Annotated in this window: 20 protein-coding genes and 2 pseudogenes; 11 read left to right on the top strand and 11 right to left on the bottom strand. The window is 36.9% G+C overall.

From position 1 onward, the window contains the following. The first annotated feature begins 108 nt into the window (after positions 1-108). Entirely contained in the window at positions 109-459 is a 351-nt protein-coding gene (locus WA249_RS02485) for a hypothetical protein (RefSeq protein WP_336166320.1), read from the top strand. Positions 460-522: 63 nt separating this feature from the next. After that, a complete protein-coding gene (locus WA249_RS02480) occupies positions 523-735 on the top strand; it encodes a hypothetical protein (protein ID WP_336166319.1) in 213 nt (70 codons plus the stop codon). A gap of 47 nt (positions 736-782) precedes the next feature. On the opposite strand, the gene bioB is transcribed toward WA249_RS02480, so the two are convergent. Further along, positions 783-1,772 (bottom strand): biotin synthase BioB, encoded by a 990-nt coding sequence (bioB, locus tag WA249_RS02475; protein ID WP_004642579.1) that lies wholly within the window; start codon positions 1,770-1,772, stop codon positions 783-785. Between the two features lie 87 nt (positions 1,773-1,859). Continuing rightward, on the bottom strand, positions 1,860-2,960 hold the full coding sequence (queG, locus tag WA249_RS02470; RefSeq protein WP_336166317.1) for a tRNA epoxyqueuosine(34) reductase QueG: 1,101 nt from the start codon (positions 2,958-2,960) through the stop codon (positions 1,860-1,862). A 26-nt stretch (positions 2,961-2,986) separates the two neighbouring features. Between queG and WA249_RS02465 the strand changes: the two genes are divergently transcribed. After that, a complete protein-coding gene (locus WA249_RS02465) occupies positions 2,987-4,447 on the top strand; it encodes an NAD(P)H-hydrate dehydratase (protein WP_336166315.1) in 1,461 nt (486 codons plus the stop codon). A 4-nt stretch (positions 4,448-4,451) separates the two neighbouring features. Here WA249_RS02465 and ruvC read toward each other — a convergent pair whose 3' ends face one another. Continuing rightward, positions 4,452-4,997: a crossover junction endodeoxyribonuclease RuvC gene (gene ruvC, locus WA249_RS02460; RefSeq protein ID WP_016138349.1), complete on the bottom strand. Its 546-nt coding sequence runs from the start codon at positions 4,995-4,997 to the stop codon at positions 4,452-4,454. A gap of 238 nt (positions 4,998-5,235) precedes the next feature. Between ruvC and WA249_RS02455 the strand changes: the two genes are divergently transcribed. Both WA249_RS02455 and WA249_RS02450 read left to right on the top strand, forming a co-directional pair. Beyond that, positions 5,236-5,829 carry a helix-turn-helix domain-containing protein gene (locus tag WA249_RS02455; RefSeq protein ID WP_336166313.1) on the top strand — a complete coding sequence of 198 codons (594 nt, stop codon included), beginning with the start codon at positions 5,236-5,238 and terminating at the stop codon, positions 5,827-5,829. Beyond that, positions 5,826-6,371, top strand: coding sequence for a GNAT family N-acetyltransferase (locus WA249_RS02450; protein ID WP_336166311.1), 546 nt, complete (start codon positions 5,826-5,828; stop codon positions 6,369-6,371). The genes WA249_RS02455 and WA249_RS02450 overlap by 4 nt, the downstream gene beginning before the upstream one ends. Positions 6,372-6,453: 82 nt before the next feature. Here the strand turns inward: WA249_RS02450 and blaOXA are convergent. After that, positions 6,454-7,205, bottom strand: a pseudogene (gene blaOXA, locus WA249_RS02445) (class D beta-lactamase). Between the two features lie 167 nt (positions 7,206-7,372). On the opposite strand from blaOXA, the gene WA249_RS02440 reads away from it, so the two are divergent. Then, on the top strand, positions 7,373-7,507 hold the full coding sequence (locus tag WA249_RS02440) for a hypothetical protein (protein ID WP_336166310.1): 135 nt from the start codon (positions 7,373-7,375) through the stop codon (positions 7,505-7,507). 179 nt (positions 7,508-7,686) lie between these two features. Next, positions 7,687-8,253 (top strand): FxsA family protein, encoded by a 567-nt coding sequence (locus WA249_RS02435; protein ID WP_336166308.1) that lies wholly within the window; start codon positions 7,687-7,689, stop codon positions 8,251-8,253. Between the two features lie 61 nt (positions 8,254-8,314). Here WA249_RS02435 and WA249_RS02430 read toward each other — a convergent pair whose 3' ends face one another. Further along, positions 8,315-8,509: a hypothetical protein gene (locus tag WA249_RS02430; protein WP_336166306.1), complete on the bottom strand. Its 195-nt coding sequence runs from the start codon at positions 8,507-8,509 to the stop codon at positions 8,315-8,317. A 258-nt stretch (positions 8,510-8,767) separates the two neighbouring features. Between WA249_RS02430 and WA249_RS02425 the strand changes: the two genes are divergently transcribed. After that, on the top strand, positions 8,768-9,016 hold the full coding sequence (locus tag WA249_RS02425; protein ID WP_336166305.1) for a hypothetical protein: 249 nt from the start codon (positions 8,768-8,770) through the stop codon (positions 9,014-9,016). 124 nt (positions 9,017-9,140) lie between these two features. On the opposite strand, the gene metK is transcribed toward WA249_RS02425, so the two are convergent. Further along, the gene (gene metK, locus WA249_RS02420; RefSeq protein ID WP_016138342.1) at positions 9,141-10,307 is read right to left on the bottom strand and encodes a methionine adenosyltransferase; all 1,167 of its coding nucleotides are present in this window, start codon (positions 10,305-10,307) and stop codon (positions 9,141-9,143) included. Between the two features lie 538 nt (positions 10,308-10,845). Here metK and tkt point away from each other — a divergent pair. After that, positions 10,846-12,834, top strand: a complete 1,989-nt coding sequence (gene tkt / locus WA249_RS02415) for a transketolase (protein WP_336166303.1) — start codon at positions 10,846-10,848, stop codon at positions 12,832-12,834. Positions 12,835-12,891: 57 nt separating this feature from the next. On the opposite strand, the gene WA249_RS02410 is transcribed toward tkt, so the two are convergent. Then, positions 12,892-13,299, bottom strand: a complete 408-nt coding sequence (locus WA249_RS02410) for an OsmC family protein (RefSeq protein ID WP_336166302.1) — start codon at positions 13,297-13,299, stop codon at positions 12,892-12,894. Positions 13,300-13,515: 216 nt separating this feature from the next. Here WA249_RS02410 and WA249_RS02405 point away from each other — a divergent pair, with 216 nt between their 5' ends. Beyond that, positions 13,516-14,097, top strand: coding sequence for a YceI family protein (locus tag WA249_RS02405; RefSeq protein ID WP_336166301.1), 582 nt, complete (start codon positions 13,516-13,518; stop codon positions 14,095-14,097). 44 nt (positions 14,098-14,141) lie between these two features. Here the strand turns inward: WA249_RS02405 and WA249_RS02400 are convergent, their stop codons facing one another. Further along, positions 14,142-14,732 (bottom strand): lecithin retinol acyltransferase family protein, encoded by a 591-nt coding sequence (locus WA249_RS02400; protein WP_336166300.1) that lies wholly within the window; start codon positions 14,730-14,732, stop codon positions 14,142-14,144. 192 nt (positions 14,733-14,924) lie between these two features. Between WA249_RS02400 and WA249_RS02395 the strand changes: the two genes are divergently transcribed. Next, positions 14,925-15,668, top strand: a complete 744-nt coding sequence (locus WA249_RS02395) for a phosphodiester glycosidase family protein (protein WP_336166299.1) — start codon at positions 14,925-14,927, stop codon at positions 15,666-15,668. A 37-nt stretch (positions 15,669-15,705) separates the two neighbouring features. Here WA249_RS02395 and WA249_RS02390 read toward each other — a convergent pair whose 3' ends face one another. The 3 genes and pseudogenes from WA249_RS02390 to WA249_RS02380 form a co-directional block, all read right to left on the bottom strand. Beyond that, positions 15,706-15,936 (bottom strand): hypothetical protein, encoded by a 231-nt coding sequence (locus tag WA249_RS02390; protein ID WP_003651412.1) that lies wholly within the window; start codon positions 15,934-15,936, stop codon positions 15,706-15,708. 248 nt (positions 15,937-16,184) lie between these two features. Beyond that, positions 16,185-17,270, bottom strand: a complete 1,086-nt coding sequence (gene trmA / locus WA249_RS02385) for a tRNA (uridine(54)-C5)-methyltransferase TrmA (RefSeq protein ID WP_336166298.1) — start codon at positions 17,268-17,270, stop codon at positions 16,185-16,187. 106 nt (positions 17,271-17,376) lie between these two features. After that, positions 17,377-17,849 (bottom strand): annotated as a pseudogene (locus tag WA249_RS02380) (GrpB family protein). Positions 17,850-17,928: the final 79 nt, after the last annotated feature.

The following is a 17,928-nucleotide window of genomic DNA, read 5'->3' as shown; positions in this document are numbered from 1 at the left end:
TAATTGTGCGTATCTTATTAAATATATTTTTTTTTTAAGAATTTTTTAAGATTCAATTCCTACTGTTTTAGTTGTAATTCAATAAAAGATAATCTGGAGTTCCGTTCCATGAATAGTATCAAGTATAGCTATAAACCTAATTACTTTTTCTTTGCTCATAAACTCGTTCTGTTTTTGAAAGATTATCTCATTAAGCACCCAACGGAGCAGCAGACATCGTTTAACTTACAAACGATTTATGACATCTTTAGTCACGATCTTGCTTCGAGTACAACTAATCTCGAAGGTATCTTAAATATTGCAGATGAATACGTCTTTGAAACAGAAGAGGGTTTACTTCCACTGATCAGTAAGCATTCTGTTAACCTTAAGAATCATGTGCTTTCTTTGGAATTCTCACCACAAGCTTTGACAAGCTTGTTGTCGGGTCGTTCTTTAGTGAACCCTAAAGCAGCTTAGTTTGTCTTTTAAGGTAGAGTTAACTCATATAAAATTCATAAAATTTATTTTTAAGAGTGATTTATGAGTAAAGACTTTAAAGCCTTAACTTATATTGCAGATGAGAATTTAGCAGATACAGTGACTTGGCTTTTACATCATCAGGATGTTTTTGATTCCTTTAATTTTGATGTGTTGAGCCAAGAGTTGTCTGTAACGCATGCAGCAGGAAAAGACATTATTCGAGTAGGGACATTTCTTAATGCCACTTATGGAATTTTAGTTACTTCTGTTTAAATAAAAAGCCCTGAATAATCAGGGCTTTTTTATTTTACTGCCTTGAGTTATGCGCTCATAGCATTTACTGATAAATCAGCAACTGTTGGTTTTGGTTTTTCTGCAGTTAAGCCAAGTTTATTAAACAACGCTTGGTCTTTACCTTCCCCTGCATTTGGTGTGGTGAGTAATTTGTCACCAGAGAATAATGAGTTTGCACCTGCCATAAATGCTAATGCTTGATCTGAATCACTTAATGATTCACGACCAGCAGATAAACGAATATAGCTATGTGGCATAATAATGCGCGCAACTGCAATAGTGCGGATCCATTCAATTACATCAAGCTTTTCAACATCTGCTAACGGTGTTCCTTCAATTGGAACAAGCATGTTAATTGGTACAGATTCAGGATGAATTGGTAGCGTAGCTAATTCATGTAATAAACCAACACGGTCATCACGACTTTCGCCTAAACCTACAATGCCGCCACTACAAACTTTCATACCAGCTTGGCGAACATAATCTAGGGTATTTAAACGATCATCAAAAGTACGTGTGCTAATGATGTGAGAGTAGTACTCACGAGATGTATCTAGGTTGTGATTGTAATAATCTAAACCAGCAACTTGTAGGCGCTCTGCTTGAGATTGGTTAAGCATTCCTAAAGTCATGCAAGTTTCCAAACCTAAAGCTTTTACTTCACGTACCATTTCTAAAACATAAGGCATATCACGCTCATGTGGGTTACGCCAAGCAGCACCCATACAAAAACGTGAAGAACCTGAATCTTTTGCAGCTTTTGCTTCGCTAATCACTTTTTCTACAGCAATACGTTTTTCTGCTTCTAATTTTGATTCGTAATGTGCCGATTGTGAGCAGTATTTGCAATCTTCAGGGCATTTACCCGTTTTAATAGATAAAAGGGTGCTGACCTGAATCGCATTGGCAGTGAAGTGCTCGCGATGTACTTGCTGAGCCTTGAAAACTAAATCCAAAAAGGGTTGTTCATATAAAGCTTGGATTTCTTCACGATTCCAATCATTACGTAGAGTCATTGTCATATCCATGATGATGGCATTAATTCACTACACATAATCATACAGAATTCGTATTAAAGCTATAGGGCAAAAAACATCATTTTTTTAATTTGATAGCTGAAGTTGATTAAGTTGCTGTTCAATTGCCCAATCAATATGCACATTGACAATCTCATCATGCAAAACTTTGCCTTTGTGTAGCTGATCTACAATTTCTTTTGAATAAGGAGCATTTCCTAAACCGATAGCAATATTACGTTTAAATGATTGATAACCTGTCCGGCGGATAGGGCTACCTTCTGTATTGGCTAAAAAAGTGGCTTCATCCCACTGCCAGATATCCAGTAGACTAATATTGTCTAATCCATTTCTAGGATTGAAATCGCTAATGGACGCAGTTTTGGCAAAACTATTCCATGGACAAATTAATTGGCAATCATCACAACCAAAAATTCGATTACCAATACCCGCACGTAATTCTTCAGCAATAATTCCTTTGTATTCGATAGTTAAATAAGCAATGCAACGCCTTGCATCTAGCATATAAGGCTCGACAATCGCTTGCGTCGGACAAATATCAATACAAGCATTACAAGAACCACAATGTGCTGTTGCAGGTTCATCGAAAGGTAAATCGAGTGATGTAAAGAGCTCGCCTAATACAAAAAAAGAACCTGATTTTTTGTGAATGAGCAAAGTATGTTTACCTGTCCAACCCATTCCTGCACTTTCAGCCAACGATTTTTCAAAAATAGGCGCCGAATCGGCAAAAGGACGAGATTCAAAATCGCCGACTTTTTCACGAATTCGTGTTGCTAAAGTTTTCAATCTGCCACGCATGACTTTATGGTAATCACGGCCACGTGCATAACGAGCAATAATCGCAGAGTTTGGTTCGAAAGGTACATATCGAGGTTTTGGAGATTCGACCAGATAGTTCATACGCACACAAATAATACTTTTTGTGCCGGGAACTAATAATGTAGGGTCGGCTCGTTTTTCTAGATTTTCTTCTAAATAGGTCATGTCTGCATGATAACCACGTTCAAGATATTCTAAAAAACGTGGCATTTGCTCTTGAGCATCTGGTTTTGCAATGACACAATCAGCAAAACCTAAGTCTAATGCTTGAGCTTTGATCCATGCTTTTAATTCATGAGGATCAAGTTGTTGCACTGCAATGCGTGATGTATCGGAAGATGTCATAAACCAAAATGCAAGAGGATAATAATATGCAGGCGGTAGTTTACCATAGCGATGATATTAGAGCATGGGAGCAACGTTGGTTTGCTGCTCAAAACTCTTCATTAGGTTTAATGCAACAAGCAGCTTGGTCAATCGCTCAGCAGTTTATTGAGCTTTTTAAAGATCGTACTATTAATGAGATTGCTGTTTGGTGCGGACAAGGTAATAACGCAGGTGATGGCTACTTTATAGCAAGTTATCTAAAACAAGCTGGATTTCACGTTGAAATATTTGCGGCTCAATTGGGTGAGTCAAACGATTTACATTGTGCAGCGCAATTTGCTATAGAAAAGAAAGTTCCGATTCATCAAAATTTTAATGTTAAAAGAACTTTTGATTGTCATATTGATGCTCTATTTGGCATAGGCTTAAATCGCGAATTAAACTCTAATTGGCAACAGATTATTCAACAATTTAATGAGCAAACTGGCTTAAAAATTTCGATTGATATACCGAGTGGCTTACATGCAAATACAGGTTGTGCCTTACCTTGTGCAATACGAGCTGATCATACATTTACAGTTTTAGGACTTAAAGCCGGATTATTTACAGGTCAAGGTAAAGAATATACTGGCGAGCTTCATTTAATTGATTTAATTCCTATCGACCAAGAACTGAAACCATTAGCTTATTTAGCACCCACAAGTATTAAACTTCCTAAACGTATGGCATTTGGTCATAAAGGGAGTTATGGGCATGTTTTAGTGGTTGGTGGACATGAGCAAATGGGTGGCGCTGTCATTATGGCTGCTGAAGCTGCTTTTCATGCAGGTGCAGGTAAAGTCACAGTAGTTTGTCATCAAAAGCATCATCAAGCTATTTTGTCGCGGGCTCCTAATATTATGCTTCGTGATATTAACGGTTTAGATGAAAAGTCGATTCAAGATATTTTATCTCAGGTTGATGCTGTATGTTTTGGAATGGGGTTAGGACGTGATAATTGGGCAAAGCAAATTTATCAACAATGGTTTAATTTGTTAAATCAGAGTACACACCTAGAAACTGTTTTAGATGCAGATGCTTTATGGTTTCTAGCTAAACAGCCTCAGAAATTGAATGCGCATTTATATTTAACACCTCATCCAGGAGAGGCTGCTACCTTACTTGGTTGTTCTACAGCGCAAATTGAAAATGACCGAATTGCTGCAATTTATGCCTTGCAACATAAATATGCAGGTCAGTGGGTGCTGAAAGGAGCGGGTAGCTTAATTTTAGAGGATGACTTGTATGTTTGTACCGAAGGTAATGCTGGTATGGGAACTGGTGGAATGGGAGATGTATTAGCTGGAATGATTGCAAGCTTAAAAGCCCAGTTCCACAAAGGTATTGCATTACATGAAATTGTTACCCTGCATGCTCAGGCAGGAGATCAACTTGCAAAACAAGGTATGCGAGGTTTACAGGCTTATCAAATGAATGAAGCAATTACTCAAGTAGTGAACTCATAAAGCTTTAACGTCTACGACTACTAGAGCGGCTTCGTCCACGTGCCATTCCACCTAAGGCATTAAGGACAGACAGTTTGCTCATGCTTCCAGATGCATGAGCATGGCAAATTGCTGCTGCTAGTGCATCGGCTGCATCAGATTGAGGTTTAACGGTTAGGTTAAGTAATCGCATGACCATCATTTGTACTTGTTCTTTATCCGCAGCGCCATAACCCACTACGGACTGTTTAATTTGACGAGCGGTATATTCTGCAACTTGTAAATCTAAATTGACCAAAGCGGCTATTGCCGCGCCACGTGCTTGTCCAAGTTTTAAAGCAGAGTCTGGGTTCTGAGCCATAAAGACTTGCTCGACGGCAGCTTCAGTTGGACCATGAAATTTAACAATACGTTCAATTCCAGCAAAGATGCGTTTTAAGCGTTCAGGCATTTCTTTTGTTTCTGTTCGGATAGTGCCTGCATCGATAAAACGTAGTTTACTACCATCTTTTTCAATGATTCCATAACCTGTTAAGCGTGAACCAGGATCAATCCCAATAATCAAAGACATGCGAAGGCTTACATAAATAATTTAAAGGTATTGTTACATACCAAAATATGATCTGCATGAGTTATTTAAGCAAGTCACTTATGAGTGGTTATTTTTCGTTTTTTAATTAGCTTCTATTTTGGTTACTACAAAGAATAGTTTCCAATATTTCCCAAACAATGAAATTCTTTAATAATTGACAATATTCTAGTTTGGTGGAATATTTGTCTAGAATTTTAGAAATGGAATTTGTGAGTGTATGGAAGATATTAACATTCGCATTGCACAGCAAGTACGTGAACTGCGTTTGGCTCGTGGATATACGCTTGATGTTCTTGCTACACGATGTCAGGTAAGCCGTTCTGCAATTTCTTTAATCGAAAGAGGTGAAGCGAGCCCAACCGCGGTTGTCCTTGAAAAGCTAGCAAACGGTTTAGATGTACCTTTGACTCAACTGTTTGCTAGCCAACAAGGTAATCAATCACCGCAACCCATCGTTCTGCGTAGTCAACAATCAGAATGGAAAGACCCAGAAACAGGCTATATTCGCCGTCAGGTTTCACCGCCAAATTGGAAATCACCATTTCAGATTGTTGAAATTGAGTTTCCAGCTCAGTCACGAATTACTTATGAAATTAGTGAAACCACAAAGGTAGTACAACAGCAACTTTGGGTAGTTGAAGGGGAAATTGATATTCAATTAGGTGAATCTTCTTATGCTTTAAGCACAGGAGATTGTTTGGCAATGCAACTAAACCAGCCCGTTATATACAGTAATAATTCATCTCAAGTCGCACGCTATATTTTAGTCGTCTCTAGTCAACTCGTCTCTGCCCTTAAGGAATCTTTATGACCTTTTCCCTCAATTCCAATTTTCGTTTAATTGATTGTAATGAAGCAGAACATTCAGGGGCTATATTAGAGATTCTGAATGAAGCAATTATCAATTCTACCGCTCTATATGACTATTTGCCGCGCTCAGAAGAGTCGATGAAAAACTGGTTCTCAGTTAAAAGACAAAATGATTTTCCTGTGATTGGTATTGTTGATGAGACAGACAAGCTATTGGGTTTTGCGAGCTGGGGAACCTTTAGGGCTTTTCCTGCCTATAAATATACCGTTGAACATAGTATTTATATTCATTATGAACATCGTGGTTGTGGACTAAGCAAAATTTTAATGCAAGAGTTGATTCAACGTGCTCAAGATGCCGAGCTACATGTGTTGATTGGCTGTATTGATGCGACCAATCAGGCAAGCATTGGTTTACATGAAAAAATGGGCTTTATCCATGCAGGTACTTTTAAACAAGTCGGTTTTAAGTTTGGACAATGGCTAGATGCTGCTTTTTATCAATTAAATTTAAATACACCACAGCAGCCAGTTGATGGGTAAATAATAAAGCTTTCAAATTTCAAGTTTAAAAAAAATAGCTCAGTTTATAATGTGAGATATAAACTGGGCTATAGTGCTCAACTCATAAGATACCTAGTTGTTCTAAACCTTTATAAGTAATTTCTTTGCGAATAGAGCTAGGAGTTCCTTTTTTCATTTCTAGATTAAGTGAGAATGCCACAATTTCTCCTTGTGGTTGAACGACCCAGCCAGTTAACCAACCACTTGTGGTTTAACATCCCATCCCCAGCCGCTTTTGGCATAAATTTTACTTCCATTTTTTTCCTCTATGAACACCATTGATTGAACTTGTTCTTGTACATTTTTACTAAATGGAAGTGTTTTATGGGCCAATTGATAAGCAAACTGGGCTTCTTGTTGAGGCGTAATTTTTAGAGGGTCAACAAGCCAAAAATTATCTACTTTTGAACCAATATCCGCATTACCGAAACCAATTCGTTTTACCTCTTTGGACATAAGATCAAGGCCAATTCTTCGGGCTAATTCTTGATAAACTGGAATCGCAGAAGCTTTCATGGCATCGCCCAGTGTCATGTCTTTTTCCCAATCAGGAAATAAACGTTTTTGCCGATCCCATTTAAACACTTCAGTTGTCGTTACCTTGTGATTCTCAAGTCCAATCAATGCATTTAACATTTTAAAGGTAGAAGCGGGAACATATTCGGTTGATGCTCTTTTAAGATCATTACCATAAATTTCTTCTGAATTTTGATTAGCAGAAATAGAGTGTATTTGATGCTGTTTTACCGTATTAGAAGAACAGGCAGATAAAAATAGAGTAGTTGTTGCCACGATAAGGACTGTTTTATACATAATTTTGACTAAGTTTAATTTGAAGTGATATTAATTAATTTAACTTGAATAGAACTGTTTTTAGATAGATAAGATGTAAGTTATTTAGGAAGGTCTATATGTCAGTATAGCTTTTACAGCGTAAACAAAGGAATACTCCTAACTTTGCTAAGTAAATAAGACTTTATTTGACTAAATACGTTCTTTTTGAAGGGATTCTCGCTCAAATAGAAGAAAAAAATTCAAATCTGCTTGAAGTCGCACTTGATAAAGTTGATACAGCACTCATTATTAATGAAGCATGTTTGTTTTTATCGAGTTAAAATCAAATGTACTCCAGTATTGCAGACTCTTACCAATGCGATAGTTTTTGTTAATTTTTTAGAAATTAGACGGAACAATCAGTGTTAAGAGAAATACTTAATCCTTATTGGAAACTTAAGTAAGGTTAAGTCAAATAAAACTGCAATGAATTTTCTTTTTGAGATAGATAAAGTTTTACATGAATTTACTTCTTATTGTGGTTCTGGGCGCGATTGTTGAAATTGCCGTATGGATTGGCGTAGCACAGTTCATCAGTGGCTGGTATGTGTTCTTTTGGTTCATTATTGCTTTCTTTATTGGTTTGGGGCTTATTCGCAGAAGTACTGCCGGTATTATGCCTCAATTACAGCAAATGCAGATGACAGGCCAGCTAGGTAGTGATCCAACAGTAACTAAAAAACTTGCTTATGCTTTCGCAGGTTTCTTATTAATGTTGCCAGGCCTTGTATCTGATGTTTTGGCTATTTTAATTTTGATTCCTGGTGTTCAAACCGCATTTCGTAATATAGCGATGAGAACTCTTGCAAAACGCCAACAAGCTATGATGAATAAAATGATGGGTGGTATGGGCGGTAATGCTTCAGGACAACAAAACCCATTTGCTGATTTAATGCGTCAAATGCAAGATATGCAGAATCAGCAGGGAGGGGGTCAAGGCCAATACCATGATTCAAACATTATTGATGGTGAAGCGCGAGATGTTACTCCAGACCACAAAAAAATAGAACATAAAAATAAAGATTAATTAAGTGTGTTATGAAAAAGCTTAAACTTCATGGGTTTAAGCTTTTTTTATGTTTAAATTATTATTTATTCTGGCCAACCGAAGTAGATGAATCAATATCTTCCATTTCTAATTTAGTTTCTTCTTGAGGCTTTGACTGCGGTTGATATTTATTTGAAGGTAGAGCAGTTTGCTTGTTTTCAGATTGTTGATAACCTCGACTACGGTTGGCTCTTTCGCGAAAGCCACCCTTATTAATGAGCTTTGTATGTGACATGCATTTGCCTAAAATGTGAGATTATTCATTTATTTTAACAAATTCGGCAAAATATCAAAATAAGAAAAATAGTGCAAAAAAAATAATATTTAACTTATCTTCTTGTATTTTAAAAATATTTTTAAATTGACTCAATTGTTCATTCAGATTGAATTATCTTTTCATTTCACATAGGATAAATATAAAGGATGTATAAATTAAAAATGCAGCAAACCTATTAAAACAACAACGGTTGAAATGAGGGAAGGAGGGTTACCTATGCTATATCAATACCATTGTGCGTGTTGTGACAAAGTTGTGGCATCAACTGATAAATCATGTCCATATTGTGGTTCGCAACATATTCGAAGCCCGTATGGTCTGTGGATGTTCTGTGTGATGGCTTGTCTAGCGGTTGTTGTCGTATTTAAAGTTGTCCATATTTATGTCCAGAACCATCAAGATACTCCGAAGCAGCCAACATTACTTGATGTATTAAATCAAGATGATAAAACGACAAGACAGTAAATTTTGATCATAGATAAAAATGATATGGCATCAAGGATGGTTGCTAGAAGAGTAAACCCTACATATTATGAAATTTGAATTATAAAAAAGCCCGCTCATTGGCGGGCTTTTTTATGACTTTATATTAGAGGCCAGCAGCATCTTTAAGGGCTTCAACTTTATCAGTTTTTTCCCATGTAAATGCAGTGTCTGATCCTTCGCGACCAAAGTGGCCATAAGCCGCAGTTTGTTTATACATTGGCTGAATAAGATCCAGCATACGAGTAATACCAAACGGTCTTAAGTCGAAATGATCACGTACAAGTTGAATAATCAACTCATCAGAAACTTTTGCTGTACCAAATGTATTAATTGAAATTGAAGTAGGTTCTGCTACACCAATTGCGTAACTCACTTGAATTTCACATTTGTCAGCAAGGCCTGCTGCTACAATATTCTTTGCAACATAACGACCAGCATATGCAGCAGAACGGTCAACTTTAGATGGATCTTTACCAGAGAAAGCACCACCGCCGTGACGAGCCATACCACCGTATGTATCAACAATAATTTTACGACCTGTTAAACCACAGTCACCCACAGGTCCGCCAATAACGAACATGCCAGTTGGGTTAATATGGAACTTAGTCGCAGCATGGAACATTTCAGCAGGGATGATCGGCTTGATAATCTCTTCAATGATCGCTTCTTTAAGCTGGCTTTGAGTAATTTCAGGATCATGTTGAGTAGACAAAACGACTGCATCTAGACGTACAGGCTTGCCATTTTCATATGCAAAAGTAACTTGGCTTTTTGCATCTGGGCGTAACCATGGAAGTGCGCCTGAGCGACGAAGTTCAGCCTGACGTTCCATTAAACGGTGAGCATAAGAAATCGGAGCAGGCATTAACACATCTGTTTCACGGCTTGCGTAACCGAACATCAAACCTTGGTCACCGGCACCTTGATCTTCAGGTTTTTGACGGTCTACACCTTGTGCAATCTCAGGTGATTGTTTACCAATCATATTGATTACAGCACATGTTGATCCATCAAAGCCAAGATCAGAGTGATGATATCCAATACCGTTAACGGTATTACGAACAACAGCTTCAACATCAATATTAGCAGTCGTTGTTACTTCACCAGCAAGTACAACAGCGCCTGTTTTTACCAGTGTTTCACATGCAACACGTGCGTATGGGTCTTCTTTTAAGATTGCATCCAAAATAGCGTCGCTAATTTGGTCGGCCATTTTATCGGGATGACCTTCGCTTACAGATTCCGAGGTAAAAACAGCGTACTCGCGCATGAAAGTCCTATCTTGGTTATTTCAAAAGACATAATATGTTACATCGACTTGAGCTTGAGGACCAGTTCATACTGACCAAAAAGCATGAATTTGTTTCATTTATACTGTGTTTTAATTGATAAGTGTATTAGTAAAATTGATATAAAGAGTGTTTGTTTAAAATATTGGTATTTCAATAACGTGTTGTTAGTGCATTTTTTAGACATATGACTTAACAAAAAGATTATGTCCTACAAGTCGAATTTTAAAGAAAAGAAACATGATCGATGTAGATAGAATTTTTAAAATATTTTATCTATATATCAAAGTGTAATAGAAGTGTCTGCTCGCATATTTAGGCAGTATTTAAGAAAATGAGCACTGTTTTGTATAACTTAAAGGTCCAAATGTTTTTTGTGTAACCAAGAAACGGTTAAAAATAAAGAAATATACTATGTTGGGGTTTACCCTCAGCCTTTTTTTTAAGACAATATAGCGGCATTGAATTGTTATTCATCTTCTTCTTTTCATCAATCTATTAAAATTGGATTCTGATCTTATGACGACCCCTTTAAACGAACGTCGTATTGCAAATGCAATTCGTGTATTGGCAATGGATGCTGTGCAACAGGCAAACTCAGGGCATCCTGGTGCTCCAATGGGGATGGCAGATATTGCTGACGTCGTCTGGCGCGAGTTTTTAAATCACAACCCAACTAACCCACAATGGGCGAACCGCGACCGCTTCGTTTTATCAAACGGCCATGGTTCAATGTTGCAATACGCTTTGCTTCATTTAACAGGTTATGATCTTTCAATTGAAGATTTAAAACAGTTCCGTCAATTGCATTCTAGAACTCCAGGTCACCCTGAATATGGTTATGCACCAGGTATTGAAACAACGACTGGTCCTTTAGGTCAAGGTATTGCAAACGCTGTTGGTTTTGCTTTAGCAGAAAAGACTTTAGCCGCTCAGTTTAATAAAGATGATTTAAACGTTGTAGACCACTTCACTTACTGTTTCTTGGGTGATGGCTGTTTAATGGAAGGTATTTCTCACGAAGTATGTTCTTTAGCGGGTACATTACAACTTGGTAAATTGATTGCTTATTATGATGACAATGGCATTTCAATTGATGGTGAAGTAGAAGGCTGGTTCAGCGATGATACAGAAGAGCGCTTTAAAGCCTATGGTTGGCAAGTTCTTCGTGTAGATGGACATGATGCTGATGCGATTCGTCAAGCAACAATCGAAGCAAAAGCTGAAACTCAAAAACCAACAATCATTATGTGTAAAACGATTATTGGTTTAGGTTCACCAAATAAGCAAGGTAAAGAAGACTGTCATGGTGCGCCATTAGGTAAAGATGAGATTACTTTAACTCGTGAAGCATTAGGCTGGAAAGAAGAAGCATTTGTTATTCCTGCTGATGTATATGCTGCATGGGATGCGAAAGCAAAAGGTTCTGAATCTGAAGCAGCTTGGGATGCGGTATTTGCACAGTATCAAGCAAAATATCCAACTGAAGCGGCTGAGTTACTTCGTCGTATTAGCGGTGACTTACCAGCAGAATTTGCAGCACAAGCAGATGCATTCATTCGTGAAACAAATGCGAAAGGCGAAACAATCGCAACACGTAAAGCGAGCCAAAACACATTACAAGCTTTTGGTCCTTTATTGCCTGAATTACTAGGTGGTTCTGCTGACTTAGCTGGTTCTAACTTAACGCTTTGGAAAGGTTGTCAAGGCATTCAAGAAAACCCAGCTGGTAACTACGTGTATTATGGCGTACGTGAGTTCGGTATGACTGCAATTGCGAATGGCGTTGCATTGCATGGTGGTTTTGTTCCTTACGTTGCAACATTCCTAATGTTTATGGAATATGCGCGTAATGCAGTACGTATGTCTGCATTGATGAAACAACGTGTAATCCATGTTTATACACATGACTCAATTGGTTTAGGTGAAGATGGTCCAACTCACCAACCAATCGAACAAATTGCTTCTTTACGTGGTACACCGAACCTAAATACATGGCGTCCTGCTGATACTGTAGAAACTGCTACTGCGTGGAAATCTGCTCTAGAGCGTAAAGATGGCCCTACAGCACTTATTTTCTCTCGTCAAAACTTACCATTCCAAACACGTTCTGAAGAACAAATTCAAAATGTTGCAAAAGGTGGTTACGTTCTTGCTCAAGAAAAAGGCGAATTGAAAGCAATTATTATTGCAACTGGTTCTGAAATTTCTTTAGCAATGGAAGCTTATGCTCAACTTGACGGCGTGCGTGTAGTTTCTATGCCATGTGCAGAAGAGTTTATGAAACAAGACGCTGCATATCGTGAAGCTGTATTACCAGCTCATATTCGTGCACGTGTTGCAGTTGAAGCAGCTCATGTTGACTACTGGTGGAAGTTTGTTGGTCTTGATGGCAAAGTGATTGGTATGACAACTTATGGTGAGTCTGCACCAGCGAAAGACTTGTTCCAATTTTTTGGTATTACAACTGAAGCTGTTGTTGCAGCAGTAAAAGAATTAACTGCTTAAATATTGAAGTAGTGTAAAAAAGCGCTCCATAGGGAGCGCTTTTTTATATCTGAAAGGTTAAATGCTAAGTTCGGTTTGAATATTAATTTGAGAAGTGAGTAACTTATGAATGGGGCAGTTCTCGGCAACTTTTAGTAAGCGCTTGTGTTGGTCTTCCGTGAATTCACCTTTCAGCGTGATTTTGCGTTCAATATTATTTTGCCCTTTCTCTGGTTCACCATTTGGGTTTAATGCTAAATCAACTTGAACATGATCAATTTTAATACCTTTAAGATTCGCATACATCTCTAATGTGATGGTGGTACAAGCGCCTAAAGCAGACAGTAAGATTTGAACTGGATTTGGAGCAGTATCTAGACCACCTTTGTCTGTAGGTTCATCAGCAAACCATTGATGACCTGAAGGATCAGTAAGAGTTACTCGATATGGAGTGGAAGTACTTTGTGTTTGAGCAGTATTAGCCATGTTTTACCTTATTATTAATCAAAAATCGAAGTAAAAACGAATTAATTTAAGAGTCCAGACACGGTACGATAGTACCTATACTTTATAATATTGTTTTTAAATAATAACTGTAACGCTTTTATTGTTGCATGGATGAAACATATCGTTTTATAAAGAATAGTGAATTAAATTACTTGATGTATACACTAACGACTATATCAATAAAGGATACGAAAAATGCATCTTAAAACATTAAGCTTCGGTTTGGCAGTAGCATTAGCTAGTTCAGTTACTTTAGCTGCGCCAGTGGACTACAAAATTGATCCTACACATACCGCTACAGTTTTTTCATGGAATCACTTTGGCTTTTCAACGCCAAGTGCTAACTTCTCAGATATCCAAGGTGTAATTAAAGTTGATAATGCTAAACCAGCAAATTCTTCTGTAGATGTAACTATTCCTTTAAGCAGCGTAAATACAAACGTACCTGCTTTAGATAAAGAATTCCAACAAGAAGCTTGGTTTAATGCAGCTAAATACCCAAATATCACTTTCAAAAGTACGAAAGTAGAAACTAAAGATAAAAAGCACTTTAAAATTACTGGTGACTTAACCGTTAAAGGCGTAACTAAACCAGTAGTACTTGATGCCGTGTTAAATAAGCAAGGCGAACACCCAATGGCAAAAGTTCCAGCGATTGGTTTCAATGCTACAACTTCATTCAAGCGTTCTGAATTTGGCCTAGGCAGCTATGTGCCAAACGTGGGTGATAAGATTACTGTAAACATTACGACTGAAGCAAAAGTTGATAAAAAATAAGTTTTAAGTTGTCAAAAAGGCCCTCATATTTGAGGGCTTTTTTATTAAATTGGTTCTTTTTTATCTGGATCTATAAATACTAAAGGGACTGAAGGATCAATATTTCTTTTTTCAGATTTTTCTCTTAAAAATTGGTAAGTAGGAACTTTCATTTTTGCCTGATCACGCAATTTCTTTTTAATATAAAGAACAAGAGCAAAACATGTCGTTGCGACAGTGAGCATCATGCCATTCATATAGCTCATGATTGAGCTTACATACCCAATGGTCGTTAATCGATGCATCATACGTTCAACTTGAGTGCTACTTTCGACTCCGGTAATTGCCCAACTACATAAATGTTCACAGTTATTAATAATCAGATGGTAGTGGTTTTCATGCATACGTGAACGCATGCGGCGCACGATAGCTTTTCCTTTGTAGCGTGGCATTTCATAAGAGCGAACGTGAATTTTTTTGCCATGCGAGAATGCATCTATTGACGTGATTTCAATCGGGCGTTTTTTGATGAAATGCGCTAAGCCTGAATAATGGATAACTCGGCCTCTCCCTGCATATATACCATGATGGCTATAGCCGAGATGTTTTACGATGAGATGAGCCCCTAGAGGGTAGCGCTTATTCGGTTGTTCCATGCTTACGCTGATCCAATAAAGTGTAAATGGCTTTTATTGAAAAGTGCTAACCATTATAACCAATATCAGCAATTTGGAGTGTATTGATTACGTCGAATGAATGAGTTTGATGCATATCCAATCTATTCATATTTCTTGTATATAATTTAGTGACTTAATATGAAGGAAAAATGTCATGTCAGGTGATGTTAAATGAAATGGTTAATGTGGTGCTTAACTATATATGGGCTTTTGGTTCAGCCTGTTTATGCTATAGAACACCAGCAAGTGAAGACAGCAGAAGGCGATGATTATGATGTGGTTTCAATTAGCGATTTAAAACAGTTACGCTTGTTTCTGAAAAATTCTAATCAACAGTATTACAAAAGTTTTAACAATATTCAGGAACATTTAAAGCATTGTGAGCGACTTTCTTTCGCAATGAATGCAGGCATGTTCCATCCAGGATTTTCTCCAGTTGGTCTGTATGTTGAACAAGCTAAAGTGATTCAGCCCTTAAATGAAAATAAAGGATCAGGAAATTTCTTTTTACAGCCGAATGGTGTGCTAGGTTGGAATAAAAAACAGGCCATTATTTTAACAACGCAGCAATATAGTAGACAAAAATTTAACGTTGATTATGCGACACAATCTGGCCCGATGTTAGTTATTGACGGAAAGATTAATTCTCTTTTTTTACAGGACTCTCAATCAAATAAAATTCGTAATGGAGTCGGAATTCGAAATAATAAACTCTACTTTGTAATATCGAAGAACAGCGTGAGTTTTTATAAGTTTGCTCAGTTCTTTCAAAGAAATCTTAAGGTAGAGCAGGCTTTATATCTTGATGGTTCTATTTCTAGTTTATATGTTCAAAAGACAAAGCGTAATGATCAACTATTTGAAATGGGGCCAATTGTTGGGTGGGTCGATCAGACTGATTGTCGATTAAAGTGAAATATAAAAAAAGCCAGTACAAGACTGGCTTTTTTTATTAGTGAATAGATGGTTTTTGAGTGAGTTCATTTAACTCTTTTCGGCTATAACCACGGGAAATAAGAACTTTTTTAATTCCCTTAATGACATCTTCATCTGTTGCTAGTGCAAGCGCACTTAGAAGTTGTTCATTTGTTTTACATGAGCAGTCATTTTCAACACAAGCAGTTTGGTTTTTATGCTCGTTATGCTGTTGATCTGCCAAGAACAGCTTTTGCCAAAAACTCATAGAGCCTTCATATACAACTTAACATAGCTCGAAATATAGCCAATTTAAAATAAAATACAAGCCTCTATAAGTGATAAATTCACCAATTGAACTCAAGAATTTTCGATAGGAATACTCGAGTTAAACGAAATTATGACAGATAGATGACTTGATATTTTTTGAAAAATTAAATAGTTGAATAAAAAAACTTTAAAAAATAATGAGATATAAAACCTCCCTATTTAAAACTTTACAATGAAAGATTTTGTTTAAATTTTCTCGAGTAAGACACCTGATTCAACATGATGGGTATATGGGAACTGATCAAACAATGCAAACTTCGCAATACGGTGAGTTAAACCTAATATTTTTAAGTTTTCATATAGTGTATCTGGGTTGCATGAAATATAAATAATACGCTCAAAGCCCTGTAATAATTTCAAAGTTTCATCATCAATTCCTGCACGCGGAGGATCGACAAATACGGTATCAAAATCATAACTCTGGATATCAATATTTGCTTCTTGTAAGCGTCGGAATTCGCGTTCACCTTGATAAGCTTGAGTAAATTCTTCGGCTGAAAGACGGGCGACTTGAATATTATCAATCTGGTTTTGTTCGATGTTCCATTGAGCAGCGTAAACGGAAGATTTTGCAAGTTCTGTTGCTAGAACACGTTCAAACTTTAAAGAAAGAGGAAGAGTAAAATTACCATTACCACAATAAAGTTCTAATAAGTGTTTTTTCGATCCTTCAGCCGCATCACATGCCCATTGCAGCATTTTTTTGCAAACTTGTGCGTTAGGTTGAGTAAAGCTACTTTCGATTTGTTTGTATTTAAATGAACGATTTAAAAGTTCAAATTCTTCTACGACAAAGTCATCGCCAATAATAATTTTCTGGCCACGACTACGACCCATAATCTTAATGTCTAACTTCTCAGCAAGTGCTTTAGCTGCCTGTTCCCATTCTTCGTCTAGTTTACGGTGATAAATTAAGGTAACTAACATTTCGCCGCTAAGAGTTGCAAGAAAATCAGCTTCAAATATACGGCTAGAAAGCTTGGGTTCCGCTTTAAGTTCTTCTAAAAGTTTTGGCATTAAATCATTAATGCTTTGGTCCGCAATAGGAAACTCATCAATGCGTACAACTGTTTTCTGCTTGTCATCATCATTACGTTCAAACATGGCATAGAACATGTCATTTTCTGTATGCCAGATACGAAACTCAGCACGCATACGGAAGTGTTGTTCAGGTGACTCAAACACTTCTAATGTAGGTGGAGTGAATTCAGAAAATTGGGCAGTAATGCGGTCAATTTTAGTTTGAAGTTGTTGTTGATAAGAAGAGGTCATAGACAAAGAAAATTTAGACAGAATCAAATAGTGAATGGTATCAAAAAAAACGGGGTTACAGGAGCCAATTTTAGCTAGATATCGATAAGGAAGACTAACGTTAAAATTAAGGATGCTTCAAAACACGATTAATAAAATCTGCTTTTATTGCTCTATATTGATCGTGATCTAAATGATTACACTGTAATTTTAATTGATTATATTCATGGACCAGTGCTGAAGAGGTGATAAGCTTATTTTTAAATGTTAAGAAAAATGTGAATACTGAGTCCGTTACTACAATTTGAAATGCCACATCATCGTTATTAAGTGATTCGAGCATACAAAGCTCATGCGTTCTTAGCGTATTTTGCTTTTCAATAAAGTTAAGCGTTTTTAACCTTTCAATTGCAATTTCAAACTGCTCAGGCTTAACTTCAACGTAAATATCCAGATCACTTTTGAAATAGCATTCGGTATTGCAGATGAACCAATATGTTCAATTTTGGCAAATGGTAGAAGTGTGGAAATATCTTTTTGATATGAATTAAAAAGTTGAGCGCATCTTTGTTGATATTGTTCTGGTTCTAAAAAGACCATTATTAGAATCTCGATTTGATAAAATTTATATATTTAAGAATAGATTACTTTATTAAATAAAAAAGCCCAAATACTGAGA

This window comes from Acinetobacter sp. 161(2023) (assembly GCF_037027805.1).
Classification (GTDB): domain Bacteria; phylum Pseudomonadota; class Gammaproteobacteria; order Pseudomonadales; family Moraxellaceae; genus Acinetobacter.
The sequence above is the reverse complement of the archived record's forward strand: the minus strand, read 5'-3'. Positions and strand labels throughout refer to the sequence as shown.

Coding starts and splice junctions, on each gene's coding strand:
- WA249_RS02485 (WP_336166320.1), top strand. CDS start 109: ATGAATAGTATCAAGTATAGCTATAAACCTAATTACTTTTTCTTTGCT.
- WA249_RS02480 (WP_336166319.1), top strand. CDS start 523: ATGAGTAAAGACTTTAAAGCCTTAACTTATATTGCAGATGAGAATTTA.
- bioB (WP_004642579.1), bottom strand. CDS start 1,772: ATGACTCTACGTAATGATTGGAATCGTGAAGAAATCCAAGCTTTATAT.
- queG (WP_336166317.1), bottom strand. CDS start 2,960: ATGACATCTTCCGATACATCACGCATTGCAGTGCAACAACTTGATCCT.
- WA249_RS02465 (WP_336166315.1), top strand. CDS start 2,987: ATGCAGGCGGTAGTTTACCATAGCGATGATATTAGAGCATGGGAGCAA.
- ruvC (WP_016138349.1), bottom strand. CDS start 4,997: ATGTCTTTGATTATTGGGATTGATCCTGGTTCACGCTTAACAGGTTAT.
- WA249_RS02455 (WP_336166313.1), top strand. CDS start 5,236: ATGGAAGATATTAACATTCGCATTGCACAGCAAGTACGTGAACTGCGT.
- WA249_RS02450 (WP_336166311.1), top strand. CDS start 5,826: ATGACCTTTTCCCTCAATTCCAATTTTCGTTTAATTGATTGTAATGAA.
- WA249_RS02435 (WP_336166308.1), top strand. CDS start 7,687: ATGAATTTACTTCTTATTGTGGTTCTGGGCGCGATTGTTGAAATTGCC.
- WA249_RS02430 (WP_336166306.1), bottom strand. CDS start 8,509: ATGTCACATACAAAGCTCATTAATAAGGGTGGCTTTCGCGAAAGAGCC.
- WA249_RS02425 (WP_336166305.1), top strand. CDS start 8,768: ATGCTATATCAATACCATTGTGCGTGTTGTGACAAAGTTGTGGCATCA.
- metK (WP_016138342.1), bottom strand. CDS start 10,307: ATGCGCGAGTACGCTGTTTTTACCTCGGAATCTGTAAGCGAAGGTCAT.
- tkt (WP_336166303.1), top strand. CDS start 10,846: ATGACGACCCCTTTAAACGAACGTCGTATTGCAAATGCAATTCGTGTA.
- WA249_RS02410 (WP_336166302.1), bottom strand. CDS start 13,299: ATGGCTAATACTGCTCAAACACAAAGTACTTCCACTCCATATCGAGTA.
- WA249_RS02405 (WP_336166301.1), top strand. CDS start 13,516: ATGCATCTTAAAACATTAAGCTTCGGTTTGGCAGTAGCATTAGCTAGT.
- WA249_RS02400 (WP_336166300.1), bottom strand. CDS start 14,732: ATGGAACAACCGAATAAGCGCTACCCTCTAGGGGCTCATCTCATCGTA.
- WA249_RS02395 (WP_336166299.1), top strand. CDS start 14,925: ATGAAATGGTTAATGTGGTGCTTAACTATATATGGGCTTTTGGTTCAG.
- WA249_RS02390 (WP_003651412.1), bottom strand. CDS start 15,936: ATGAGTTTTTGGCAAAAGCTGTTCTTGGCAGATCAACAGCATAACGAG.
- trmA (WP_336166298.1), bottom strand. CDS start 17,270: ATGACCTCTTCTTATCAACAACAACTTCAAACTAAAATTGACCGCATT.